13 protein-coding genes are annotated in these 12,241 nt (G+C 65.1%); 10 read left to right on the top strand and 3 right to left on the bottom strand.

Annotated elements, in window-relative coordinates:
- The first annotated feature begins 42 nt into the window (after window positions 1-42).
- Window positions 43-2,154, top strand: a complete 2,112-nt coding sequence (locus tag NCS02_RS04335; protein ID WP_244807816.1) for a prolyl oligopeptidase family serine peptidase — start codon at window positions 43-45, stop codon at window positions 2,152-2,154.
- An 89-nt stretch (window positions 2,155-2,243) separates the two neighbouring features.
- A complete protein-coding gene (locus NCS02_RS04330) occupies window positions 2,244-2,450 on the top strand; it encodes a hypothetical protein (protein ID WP_244807815.1) in 207 nt (68 codons plus the stop codon).
- Window positions 2,451-2,878: 428 nt separating this feature from the next.
- Here the strand turns inward: NCS02_RS04330 and NCS02_RS04325 are convergent, their stop codons facing one another.
- The gene (locus NCS02_RS04325) at window positions 2,879-4,090 is read right to left on the bottom strand and encodes a Bcr/CflA family multidrug efflux MFS transporter (RefSeq protein WP_008350845.1); all 1,212 of its coding nucleotides are present in this window, start codon (window positions 4,088-4,090) and stop codon (window positions 2,879-2,881) included.
- A gap of 146 nt (window positions 4,091-4,236) precedes the next feature.
- Here NCS02_RS04325 and NCS02_RS04320 point away from each other — a divergent pair, with 146 nt between their 5' ends.
- The 4 genes from NCS02_RS04320 (at window position 4,237) to NCS02_RS04305 (ending at window position 7,901) form a co-directional block, all read left to right on the top strand.
- Entirely contained in the window at window positions 4,237-4,689 is a 453-nt protein-coding gene (locus NCS02_RS04320; RefSeq protein ID WP_244807814.1) for a hypothetical protein, read from the top strand.
- A gap of 154 nt (window positions 4,690-4,843) precedes the next feature.
- Window positions 4,844-6,127: a glutamate-1-semialdehyde 2,1-aminomutase gene (hemL, locus tag NCS02_RS04315; protein WP_008350851.1), complete on the top strand. Its 1,284-nt coding sequence runs from the start codon at window positions 4,844-4,846 to the stop codon at window positions 6,125-6,127.
- Between the two features lie 18 nt (window positions 6,128-6,145).
- Window positions 6,146-7,258 (top strand): bifunctional diaminohydroxyphosphoribosylaminopyrimidine deaminase/5-amino-6-(5-phosphoribosylamino)uracil reductase RibD, encoded by a 1,113-nt coding sequence (gene ribD / locus NCS02_RS04310; protein WP_034471322.1) that lies wholly within the window; start codon window positions 6,146-6,148, stop codon window positions 7,256-7,258.
- A gap of 28 nt (window positions 7,259-7,286) precedes the next feature.
- Window positions 7,287-7,901 (top strand): riboflavin synthase, encoded by a 615-nt coding sequence (locus NCS02_RS04305; protein WP_244807813.1) that lies wholly within the window; start codon window positions 7,287-7,289, stop codon window positions 7,899-7,901.
- Window positions 7,902-7,920: 19 nt separating this feature from the next.
- Here the strand turns inward: NCS02_RS04305 and NCS02_RS04300 are convergent, their stop codons facing one another.
- Entirely contained in the window at window positions 7,921-8,325 is a 405-nt protein-coding gene (locus NCS02_RS04300) for a hypothetical protein (protein WP_244807812.1), read from the bottom strand.
- Complete coding sequence (locus tag NCS02_RS04295; RefSeq protein ID WP_502800863.1) at window positions 8,318-8,653, bottom strand: type II toxin-antitoxin system Phd/YefM family antitoxin; 336 nt, start codon at window positions 8,651-8,653, stop codon at window positions 8,318-8,320. The genes NCS02_RS04300 and NCS02_RS04295 overlap by 8 nt, the downstream gene beginning before the upstream one ends.
- Window positions 8,654-8,861: 208 nt before the next feature.
- On the opposite strand from NCS02_RS04295, the gene ribBA reads away from it, so the two are divergent.
- The 4 genes from ribBA to NCS02_RS04275 are packed head-to-tail and all read left to right on the top strand — an operon-like array spanning window position 8,862 to window position 12,198.
- Window positions 8,862-10,025, top strand: a complete 1,164-nt coding sequence (ribBA, locus tag NCS02_RS04290) for a bifunctional 3,4-dihydroxy-2-butanone-4-phosphate synthase/GTP cyclohydrolase II (RefSeq protein WP_033536677.1) — start codon at window positions 8,862-8,864, stop codon at window positions 10,023-10,025.
- A gap of 35 nt (window positions 10,026-10,060) precedes the next feature.
- Window positions 10,061-10,570, top strand: a complete 510-nt coding sequence (ribH, locus tag NCS02_RS04285) for a 6,7-dimethyl-8-ribityllumazine synthase (RefSeq protein ID WP_008350863.1) — start codon at window positions 10,061-10,063, stop codon at window positions 10,568-10,570.
- Window positions 10,567-11,004, top strand: a complete 438-nt coding sequence (gene nusB / locus NCS02_RS04280; RefSeq protein ID WP_008350865.1) for a transcription antitermination factor NusB — start codon at window positions 10,567-10,569, stop codon at window positions 11,002-11,004. The genes ribH and nusB overlap by 4 nt, the downstream gene beginning before the upstream one ends.
- On the top strand, window positions 11,005-12,198 hold the full coding sequence (locus tag NCS02_RS04275) for a pyridoxal phosphate-dependent aminotransferase (RefSeq protein ID WP_008350867.1): 1,194 nt from the start codon (window positions 11,005-11,007) through the stop codon (window positions 12,196-12,198).
- The last annotated feature ends 43 nt before the right edge of the window (window positions 12,199-12,241 follow it).

Genomic DNA, 12,241 nt, shown 5'->3' with positions numbered 1-12,241 from the left:
CAGGCACAATCGGCGTTTTGCCTTTCGAAGCTCCGATTCCGCATGACCATCCTCGATCAGAATCCCGAACTCGCCTGGCCGCCCTCCGACGGCCCCGATCCCTTCATCGGCCTCGAAGCGCTCGACGACGCCCGCGTGCAGTCGTGGATCGACGCCCAGAACCGCCGCACCGAAGCCGCGTTCGGCAACACGCCCGACGCGCGCGCCCTCGCCGGCCGGCTCGAAAAGGCGTACACGTCGAAAGACCGCATCGTCGCCTGTTCGCGTTACGGCGACTGGGGCTACAACACATGGCAGGACGACGCGCATCCGCTCGGCATCGTACGCCGCACGCCGTGGTCTGCGTGGCTCGAAGGCAAGCCCGCATGGGAAACGATCCTCGACGTCGACGCGCTCGACCTGAACACCGACGCGGTGGGCGACACACGCTGGGCCCTCGCCGACTTCGACATGCTCTATCCCGACTACGATCGCGCGCTCGTGAGCCTGTCGCCGGGCGGCTCGGACGCGTGCATGGTGCGCGAGTTCGAGATCGCGTCGAAAACGTTCGTCGCGGATGGCTTCGCATTGCCCGATGTCGGCAAGCACGACATCTCGTGGATCGATCGCGACACCGTGTACGTCGGCTGGGACGACAGCAAGACGAACCCGAGCCCCGCGCTGACGACATCCGGATTTCCACGGCAGGCGCGTCGCTGGAAGCGCGGCACGCCGCTCGCGGATGCGCCCGTCGTGTTCGAAGGCAATCGGCGCGACGTGTCGGCGGGCGTGGACTACGATCCGATCGAGAAGCTGCATCTCGCGTCGCGCGCGGTCACGTTCTACGACACGCTCAACTACTGGCTCGACGAAACCGCCAACGAATGGCGCCAGTACGATCTGCCGTCGCACGCGGAAATTGAGCACTGGAACGGCTGGCTCTTCGTCACGCCGCGCAAGTTCTGGAACGCGGGCGGGCGCCGCTACGCGCCCGGCACGCTGACCGTCATCCGCCGCGACGCGTTTCTCGCCGGCTCGCGCCGGTTCACGGCGCTTTTCACGCCGTCGGAACGCCTCGTCCTCGCGGGCATCGACTTCACGAAGCAGTTCCTCATCGTTTCGCAGATGGATGACGGCACGCCGCGCGTCACGCTGCTGCGCCCGGACGCGAATCCCGATGACGCATGGCAGGCGCGCGAATTCGCGCTGCCGGAAGCGAGCCAGTCATGGGTCGATTCGATCGACAGCGAACGTGACGACACCGTGCTCATCCACGTCGAGCATTTTCTGTTGCCGCCGTCGCTCTATCACGCCGATCTCGCCAGCGACGCGCCCTGGCGACTGCTCGCGCGCCTTCCCGCGCAATTCGACGCAACCGGTCTCGCCGCCGTGCGCCGCCACGCGATCGCGCCGGACGGCGAGCGCATTCCGTACTGGCTGATCGGAAGAGACATCGAGACCACCGCCGAACCGCGCCCTTGCCTGCTCTACGGCTACGGCGGCTTCGAAGTCGCGCTCGACCCCGGCTACGACGCAACCACGGGCATCGCGTGGCTCGAACGCGGCGGGCTGTACGCGGTCGCGAATATCCGTGGCGGCGGCGAGTTCGGCCCGGCGTGGCATCAGGCGGCATTGCGCGAGAACCGTCAAATTTCGTTCGATGATTTCACCGCGGTGGCGCAAGCGCTCGTCGATGGCGGCGTCACGACGCCGAAGAAGCTCGCCATTCGGGGCGGCAGCAACGGCGGCCTGCTCACCGGCGCGTGCATGGTCCAACGGCCCGAGCTTTTCGGCGCCGTGCTGTCCGAAGTGCCGCTGCTCGATATGGCGCGCTTTCACTTGCTGCTGCAAGGCGCATCGTGGATCGACGAATACGGCGATCCCGACGACGCCGGCGATCTTCATCATCTGATGGCGTATTCGCCGTATCAGAACGTGAAGGCCGACGTGACGTATCCGCCGGCGCTGTTCACGTCATCGACGAGCGACGACCGCGTGCATCCCGGCCACGCGCGCAAGATGGCCGCGAAGATGCAGGCGCAAGGCCACGCCGACGTCTGGTATCAGGAGACCGGCGACGGCGGGCACGGCGCGGGCGTCGAACCCGGAGCGGTCGCGCAGGCGGAAGCCGCGGCCTTCACGTTTCTCGCGGCGACGATCGGCCCGCTCGAATAGCAGCACGCGGGGACGTTTCAGTCGATGCCTATCGAGAAGCGCGAACGCATTCTGCAGGATCTGGACCCTTCGAATGCGCTTCCCGAGTCATGCCGATACCGATCCCGCCGACACGCTTCACGCTCGACCCCGATGCGTTCGCCGCCGCCGGCGAACGCGCCTTCGTCACGTCGAACCTGCATGAGATCGTCGCGCTCTGCGTGATCTCCGATGTCAACGAGGCCACGCTGTCCGCGCTCGCGGCGCGCGGCATTCGTCTCGCGCCGCCCATGCCGACGCTCGCGCGCGCAGTTTAGGCGAACATCGGTTTCACGGCGCGCAACAGCGCGTTTCGGCCGTCACGCGCCCTTGCCCACCGATTCGAATTCCTTCGATATGTCGTCGTTCGACGACGGCCTACACTCGTCTCATTCCTTGATGCAGTCGAGCTTCGTCGACAAGGCTGAAACGGCAACGAGGAATAACCGAATCGACACGAACCCGATCAGGAAGCACCTTTGACCCAGGCACCACTGATCGCTCATCTGGAGAACATGCCTATTGCCCCTGCGACCGAAGCGAGCCGGTAAACAACTTTGACCCAGTAAGTTACCGAATCGACAAACAACTGCGATCGACCCAGGAAGCACCTTTGACCCAGGCACATCTGATTCGAGACCGCAAAAACGAGCATCAAATGTTGAGCCTCGCCACATAGCGAGGCTTTTTTGTTTCTGCGCGCCGTTCAGACCTTCACGGGCGCCGCGTGCGAGCGCAGCACCAGCGTGCGCCCGGCGAATGTCAGCACGCCGCACACGCCTATCACGATGCCCATTCCATGCGGCGAAACATCGTGAAACAAGCCGACGGCGAGACTCGCGAGCGCGCCGAGCGCGAGCTGCATCGCGCCGAAAACCGCGGCGGCCGCGCCCGCGTTGTGCGGATACCGATGCATCAGCTCGGTCGTGCAATTGGCCGACAGCAGTCCGACCACGCCGACCACGAAGAACAGCGTCACGACGATCGACCACAGGCCGCCCAAGCCCGTCAGCGCCACGAACGCGACCGCGAGCGCCGCCGCGACGCTCACGAACGATGCAGCCGAAATCATCTTCATCGCGCCGACGCGGCCGACGAACTTCGTGTTGAGCACATTCCCCGCGATGATGCCGACGATGTTCAGGCCGAACAGCAGCCCGTAATACTGCGGCCTGACGTGGAAGTAATCGATATAGACGAACGGCGTGGCGGTGATGTACGCGAACATCGACGCGAAAGCCATGCCGCCGCACATCATGTGGCCCCAGGTGACGGGATCGGTCAGCAGATGCCCGTAAGCGGCGAACGATTTGCCGACCGCCGCGCTCGCGCGCCTTTCCTTAGGCCATGTCTCCGGCACGCGCAGATACGCCGTCACCGCGCATGTCACGCCGAAGAGCGTCAGCGCGACGAACACGACGCGCCAGCTGCCCAGCAGCAGCAATTGCCCGCCGATCAGCGGCGCGAGCAACGGTCCGATCGACGTGACGATGGACAGCATCGACAGGACGCGTGCCGCGTCGGTCGGCGCGTGGGCGTCGCGGGCGATCGCGCGCGCGAGCACCGACGCCGCGCCCGCGCCGAGCGCCTGCAGGAAGCGCACGAAGACGAGCGCGTCGATGGAAAACGCCGCCGCGCAGCCGATGCTCGCGAGCGCGTACAGCGCGATGCCGCCGAGCAGGACGGGGCGGCGGCCATAGGCGTCGGACATCGGACCGTAGAGCAGCATGCCGAACGAGAAGCCGAACATGAAGCTCGTCAGCGTGCTTTGCGCGGCGGCCGGGCTCGTGCCGAACGCGGCGGCGAGCGACGGCAGGCTCGGCAGATACATGTCGATCGACAGCGGGCCGCACGCGGCGAGCGCGCCGAGCAGAAGGATCAAACGGCCATCGGGCCGGCGCCGGGTGGTGTCGGACATGGAGTTCGGGAGACGGGGAAGCGTTGAGGCCGCGCGGTATCCTTACCGCGCAAGGAGCAAACATTGTACGCGAGCCCTTGCCGCGATCCGGCCCCGGTCGCGACGCTGCGTTAAGCTCATCGCTCTCTTCTCGTCCGACCGAACCCATGACCGCCTTTCTGCTGATCTGGAGCCCAAAGAAATGGCCGTGGCCCGACTTGCCCGAGTTCGCGCGGCGCGTCGCCGCAGGCGATGCCGTCGCCGACGTATGGGGCTGCGGCACCGCGCGCGGACTCTTGCCGGGCGATCGGGTCTTCGTGCATCGCGTGTCGCAGGAACCCAGGGGCGTGTTCGCGTCGGGCTGGGTGACGCGCGCGCCGTACGAAGTGCCGGATGCCGGAGCCAAGCGCGGCTATCGGCTGCGCATCGACTTCGTTTATGACTGGCTCGTCGATGCGCGCGAGCAGGTCGTCGTCACGCGCGACGAATTGCGCGCGCATCCGTTCTCCGTGCAGACGTGGGACGCGCAGATGTCCGGCACGCTCATCAAGCCGATCGCCGAGGGCGCGCTGGAAAAACTGTGGACCGCACGCACCGGACGGCGCTCGATGCGACCCTAGCCGGACACGGTTGCATTGCAACGACTCCGGTACAATTTCAGCATCGTTTTTCGCGCCGGACGGCGCGTTTCGCGCGCCGTGCAGACGTTGCAGCGGCAGCCGGGCGCGTGTCCTCGCGACTCCCGCATCCACTTTTCAGTGCAGGCTTCCATCCATGTCCAAGAATCAAGCTCTCTTCGAACGCGCGCAGCGAACCATTCCCGGCGGCGTGAACTCGCCGGTGCGGGCGTTCCGCTCGGTCGGCGGCACGCCGCGCTTCATCGAGCGCGCAGAAGGCGCGTATTTCTGGGATGCGGATGGCAAGCGCTATATCGACTACATCGGCTCGTGGGGCCCGATGATTCTCGGCCATGTCCATCCGGAAGTGCTCGGCGCCGTACAACGCGTGCTCGCGAACGGCTTCTCGTTCGGCGCGCCGACCGAAGCCGAAATCGAAATCGCCGAGGAAATCTGCAAGCTCGTGCCGTCGATCGAACAGGTGCGGATGGTGTCATCCGGCACCGAAGCGACGATGAGCGCATTGCGCCTCGCGCGCGGCTTCACGAACCGCAGCCGCATCGTCAAGTTCGAAGGTTGCTATCACGGGCACGCGGACAGCCTGCTCGTCAAAGCCGGCTCCGGTCTGCTCACGTTCGGGAATCCCACTTCCGCCGGCGTGCCCGCCGACATCGCGAAGCACACGACCGTGCTCGAGTACAACAACGTCGAGCAATTGAACGAGGCGTTCAAGGCATTCGGGCCGGAAATCGCGTCGGTGATCGTCGAGCCGGTCGCGGGCAACATGAATCTCGTGCGCGCGACGCCCGAGTTTCTCAACGCGCTGCGCGAACGCTGCAACGAATACGGCTCCGTGCTGATCTTCGACGAAGTCATGTGCGGCTTTCGCGTGGCGCTCGGCGGCGCGCAGCAGGTCTACGGCATCAAGCCCGATCTCACCTGTCTCGGCAAGGTCATCGGCGGCGGCATGCCGGCGGCCGCGTTCGGTGGACGCCGCGACATCATGGCTCATCTCGCGCCGCTCGGCGGCGTCTATCAGGCGGGCACGCTGTCGGGCAATCCGATCGCGGTGGCCGCGGGCCTGAAGACGCTGCAACTGATCCAGCGTCCCGGTTTCTACGACGATCTCGCCAAGCAGACGCGCAAGCTCGTCGACGGCCTCACCGGCGCCGCCCGCGACGCGAAGGTGCCCTTCTCCGCCGATTCGATCGGCGGCATGTTCGGCCTGTATTTCATGGACAGCGTGCCGGGCAGCTTCGCGCAGATCCAGCAAGGCGACACGAGGCGCTTCAATGCGTTCTTTCACGCGATGCTCGATGCCGGCGTGTACTTCGCGCCGTCCGCGTTCGAAGCGGGCTTCGTGTCGAGCGCGCACGACGACGCGATCATCGACGCGACGATCGACGCGGCGCGCGGCGCGTTCGCGTCGCTCGCCGCCTGACGTTTCCGGGCCGCGCCGATGTTCTCGCAAACCGACTTCACGCACATGGAGCGCGCGCTCGCGCTCGCCTCGAAGGGCATGTACACGACGACGCCGAATCCGCGCGTCGGCTGCGTGCTCGTCAAGAACGGCGAAGTGATCGGCATGGGCTACACGCAGCCGGCCGGCCAGGATCACGCCGAAGTGCAGGCGCTGAAGGACGCCCGTTCGCGCGGCAAGGATCCGCGCGGCGCGACCGCGTATGTGTCGCTGGAACCGTGCAGTCACTTCGGCCGCACGCCGCCGTGCGCGCATGCGCTCATCGATGCGCGCGTCGAGAAAGTAATCGCCGCGATGGAAGATCCGAACCCGTCGGTGTCCGGCCGCGGCTTGACGATGCTGCGCGACGCCGGCATCGACGTGCGTTGCGGACTGCTCGCGAACGAGGCGCACGAGATGAACATCGGCTTCGTGTCGCGTATGACGCGCCGCCGTCCGTGGGTGCGAATGAAGGTTGCGGCCACGCTGGACGGCCGTACCGGTTTGCCGACGGGCGAGAGTCAGTGGATCACGGGCGAAGACGCGCGCGCCGACGGCCACGCGTGGCGCGCCCGCGCCTGCGCGATTCTCACGGGAATCGGCACGGTGCGCGAGGACGATCCGCAACTGACCGTGCGCGCGGTCGACACGCCGCGCCAGCCGCAACGCGTGCTGATCGACAGCCGGCTGGATGTGCCGATGCACGCGCGCATCCTCGACGGCGCGCCGCCCTGGATTTTCCATTCCGCCGACGCCGATCCGGCGCGCATCGACGCGTTGCGCGAGAAAGGCGCGGATCTGATCGAGCTGTCGAACGAGTACGGCAAGGTCGATCTGCCCGCGATGCTCACGGCGCTCGCCGATCGCGGCATCAACGAATTGCATGTCGAAGCGGGCCACAAGCTGAACGGCTCGCTGCTGCGCGAAGGCTGCGTCGACGAACTGCTGATCTATCTCGCGCCGAGCCTGCTCGGCAGCGCGCCCGGCATGTTCGACTTCGCGCCGCCCGACACGCTGGATGCGCGGCCGCATCTGAAATTTCATCGCATCGACCGGCTCGGCGACGATCTGCGCATACTTGCGCGTTTTGCCGAAGCCAACGTGGCGAGCTGACCCAGCACCGAATCGAGGAATCCGACCGATGTTCACAGGAATTGTCGCGGCCGTGGGCCGAATCGAAAAAGTCACGCCGCTCGGTGCCGAGCCGGAAGCGGGCGTGCGTCTGACGGTCACCGCGGGCGATCTCGATCTCGCCGACGTCGAGCTCGGCGACAGCATCGCGATTCAGGGCGCGTGCATGACGGTTGTCGAGAAATCGGCCGGCACGTTCGACGTCGAAGTGTCGCGCGAGAGTCTCAACAAGACCGTCGGACTCGGCGATGCGGGCGCCGGCGTGAATCTGGAAAAGGCGTTGCGCGCGCACGACCGGCTTGGCGGGCACCTCGTATCCGGTCACGTCGATGGGCTGGGCGTCGTGTCGAAGTTCGAGCCGGTGGGCGAATCGCACGAATTGCGCATCGTGGCGCCGAAGGATATCGGCAAGTACCTGGCTTACAAGGGCTCGGTGACGGTGAACGGGGTGAGCCTCACGGTGAATTCCGTCAGCGACAGCGCCGACGGCTGCGAGTTTTCCATCAATCTGATTCCGCATACCGTCGAAGTGACGACGCTCAAGGCCCTTGCCAAAGGCGCGAAGGTCAATCTGGAGATCGATCTGATCGCGCGGTATGTGGAGCGGATGATGAGTGCGGGGTGAATGCTCGCGTTGTCCTGACCTAGCGCTCCGGACCCCACAGATCCCTGAATTCGGAGGAAGTCTCTTTCATGTGCCGGAGCGACAAGAAAGTGATCGTGTCACCGGACAACAGATAGAGCAGCACGTAGTCATCGAACAGATGTTCGTGTAGCTCGCCTTGATGAGGCGCGCCCGACTTCGTGACGTCCACGATCTCCTCGATCGTCAGCAAAGCATCGACCGTATCCGGCTTCGAATTGAGAAGGCGTCGTCCAAGAGCCGGAAAGCGCCGAAGCACCGGTACGACCTTCTTTTCGATCGCCTCGACTAGCCGAAGGAAGCTTTCAGGCCGGTCAACGCGGTTCCAGTAGCGCTCGATATCCGTGAGTCGGGCATTGAATTCGCTCGAGATTCGGATGGTCGTGCGCTTGCGTTCATCATTCACGGTCCGACTCTCCGTCATCGGTTTGCGGCGCTCCCAGACGCGCTTTCAGACGGATGAAGTACTCGTCGGCATCTTCCGTTTCGTGCTTGTCGAGGCTCTTCAGAGCGGTCAACGCGTCGTTCAGCAGCACCAGATGAATGCGGGACCTCTCCATGCGGTAGAACGCTTCGAGCTTTTCCGCGCTGATCAACGCGGCATAGCTTTCTCCGTTCTTCGTGATGATCTTTTCATTGCCGCCGCGAACCTCGTCGACGAGTTCAGAGAGATTTGCACGCGCCTGAGACAGCGGAATGATGTCCCTTGCCCTATAAGCCATGTTCGGCCCCATTAAGTTTAATGTACACAACATTGTACAAAATCCATCCGCTTTAAAGTTACAGTGAGGACAGTTTCCCAAACGCTTGCCCGTCGCGCCATTCGTCCGAATGGCTTAGGAAACCTCCACCTCTCGAAGAGAGTCGATTTCCCCGACGCTCCACCAGCCGTGGCGTAAAATACGCGCTTTCCCCAAATCAGAGCCCGCTCGGGACGTCATCATGTCGCTCGCCTCCACTCCTGAGATCATCGCTGAACTGAAAGCCGGCCGGATGGTGATCCTCGTCGACGAAGAAGACCGCGAGAATGAAGGCGATCTCGTCGTCGCCGCCGAATTCGTCACGCCCGAAGCGATCAACTTCATGGCGAAGCACGGCCGCGGCCTCATTTGCCTCACGCTCACGCAGGAACGCTGCAAGCAGTTGAACCTGCCGCTCATGACGCATCGCAACGGCACGCAGTACGGCACGGCGTTCACGGTGAGCATCGAAGCCGCCGAGGGCGTGACGACCGGCATCTCGGCCGCCGACCGCGCGAAAACCATCGCCGCGGCCGTCGCGCACGATGCGCGCGCCGAGCACATCGTTCAGCCGGGCCACGTCTTCCCGATCATGGCGCAGCCGGGCGGCGTGCTCGTGCGTGCGGGCCATACGGAAGCCGGCTGCGACCTGACCGCGCTCGCGGGTCTCACGCCCGCCGCGGTGATCTGCGAGATCATCAAGGACGACGGCGAAATGGCGCGTCTGCCCGACCTCATCGAGTTCGGCCAGCAGCACGGCATCATGATCGGCACCATCGCCGATCTGATCCACTACCGCAGCCGCACCGAATCGATCATCGAGAAAGTCTGCGAGCGGACGATGCAGACCGCGCACGGTCCGTTCCGCGCGCTGCTGTATCGCGACGAGCCCACCGGTTCCCCGCACATCGCGCTCGTGCGCGGCACGCCGCGTCCGGATCGCGACACGCCGGTGCGCGTGCACGAACCGCTCTCCGTGCTGGATCTGCTCGAAATCGACTCGTCGACGCACTCTTGGACCATCGACGCCGCGATGAAGGAAATCGCCGCGCGCGATCTCGGCGCGATCGTCATGCTCAATTGCGGCGACACGAAGGAACATCTCGTCGACGTGTTCCGCGCGTTCGACCAGAAGGACAAGGCGGCGGAACTCAAGCGCCGCCCGATCGACTTCAAGACCTACGGCATCGGCGCGCAAATTCTGCGCGATATCGGCGTCGGCAAGATGGAAGTGCTCGCGAATCCGCGCAAGCTCGGCAGCATGTCGGGCTACGGCCTGGAAGTGACAGGCTTCGTGCCGATGCCCGGCTGCCCCGCCACCGCCGCGCCCGCCGATACGAGCATCACGCAGTTGCGCTCGGCCTGAACGCCAAACCCAATCTGAACCAACGGAAATCATTCATGGAAATCGGACAATACCAGCCGAACCTCGACGGTGACGGCCTGCGCATCGGCATCGTGCAGTCGCGCTTCAACGAACCGGTGTGCAACGGCCTCGCCGACGCCTGCATCGAGGAGCTGGAACGCCTCGGCGTGATCGGCCAGGACGTGCTGCTCGTCACGGTGCCCGGCGCGCTCGAAATTCCGCTCGCGCTGCAAAAGCTCGCGGAATCCGGCCAGTTCGACGCGCTGATCGCGCTCGGCGCCGTCGTGCGCGGCGAGACGTATCACTTCGAGCTCGTGTCGAACGAAAGCGGCTCGGGCATCTCGCGCATCGCGCTCGACTTCGGCATTCCGGTTGCGAACGCCGTGCTGACGACCGAGAACGACGAGCAAGCCGTCGCCCGCATGACCGAAAAGGGTCGCGACGCCGCGCGCGTGGCGGTCGAAATGGCGAATCTGTCCGTCGCGCTCGAGCAGCTCGGCGGCGACGATGAAGACGAAGACGAAGAAGACGAGGACCGCGCATGAAGAGCGCACGACGCCGTTCGCGCGAACTCGCGACGCAAGGGCTTTACCAGTGGTTGCTGTCGGGCGCGCCCGCCGGCGAAATCGACGCGCAGTTGCGCAATTCTCAAGGTTTCGACAAGGCCGATAAGGATCATCTCGATGCGATCCTGCACGGCGTGATCAAGGAATCCGACGCGCTGTCGGCCGAGTTGCAGCCGTGCCTCGATCGTCCGATCGAGCAGCTGTCGCCGGTCGAGCGCGCGGTGCTGCTGGTTGCCGCCTTCGAGTTCAAGCATCACATCGACGTGCCGTATCGCGTCGTCATCAACGAAGCAGTCGAGTTGACGAAAACTTTCGGCGGCTCGGACGGCTACAAGTACGTCAATGGCGTGCTGGACAAGCTCGCCGTCGTGATGCGGCCCACCGAAGCGCAGGCGCGCGGCCGCGGAGCATAAATGAACCAGACAGCCGAACCGCTCGTGCGGCTGGCGTCGCGCGTCGACGCAATCGAGCCGTTCTACGTGATGGAGCTGATGAAAGAGGCGCAGGCGCTCGAGCGCGCGGGCCGCGACATCATCCACATGAGCATCGGCGAGCCGGATTTCACCGCGCCGGAGCCGGTCACGAACGCCGCCGCCGATGCCCTGAAGCGCGGCGTGACGCAGTACACCAACGCGCTCGGCATCCACGCGCTGCGCGAGGCGATTTCGCAGCATTATCGCGATACCTTCGGCCTGGCCGTCGACCCCGAGCGGATCGTCGTGACGGCGGGCGCGTCGGCGGCGCTGCTGCTGGCGTGCATGGCGCTCGTCGATAACGGCGACGAAGTCCTGATGCCCGATCCATGCTATCCGTGCAACCGGCATTTCGTGTCGGCGGCGGATGGCAAGCCGGTGCTCATCGCGAGCGGCCCGGCCGAGCGCTTCCAGTTGACGGCCGAGCATGTCGAGGAGAACTGGAGCGAGAAGACGCGCGGCGTGCTGCTCGCGTCGCCATCGAATCCGACGGGCACGTCGATCGAGCCGGACGAACTGCGGCGCATCGTCGACACGGTGCGCGCGCGCGGCGGCTTCACGATCGTCGACGAGATTTACCAGGGCCTGAGTTACGACGCGAAACCCGTGTCCGCGCTCTCCTTCGGCGACGACGTCGTCACCGTGAACAGCTTCTCGAAGTACTTCAACATGACCGGCTGGCGGCTCGGCTGGCTCGTCGTGCCGCACGCGATGGTCAGCGCGGTAGAAAAGCTGTCGCAGAATCTGTTCATCTGCGCGTCGGCGCTCGCGCAGCATGCGGCGCTCGCGTGCTTCGAGCCGGAGACGATCGGGATCTACGAAGCACGGCGACTGGAGTTCAAGCGGCGTCGCGATTACATCGTGCCGGCGCTGCGCTCGCTCGGTTTCGGCGTGCCGGTCGTGCCGGACGGCGCGTTCTACGTCTACGCCGACACGACGACGGTTCACCACCCCGCCGCCGGCGACAGCGATGCGCTCACGCATTCGATGCTCCACGACGCGGGCGTCGTGCTCGTGCCGGGCGCGGATTTCGGTTTTCACGCGCCGCAGCGCTACATCCGGCTGTCGTATGCGACGTCGCAGGCGAAGCTGGAAGAAGCGGTCCAGCGACTGGGCACGCTGTTCCGTCGATAATCGCGACGGCACACGCAACAAAAAGGGCACCCGCGGGTGCCCT

The sequence above is a fragment of the Caballeronia sp. NCF2 genome, from assembly GCF_023631205.1.
In the GTDB taxonomy this organism is placed as follows: Bacteria; Pseudomonadota; Gammaproteobacteria; order Burkholderiales; family Burkholderiaceae; genus Caballeronia; species Caballeronia zhejiangensis.
The sequence above is the reverse complement of the archived record's forward strand: the minus strand, read 5'-3'. Positions and strand labels throughout refer to the sequence as shown.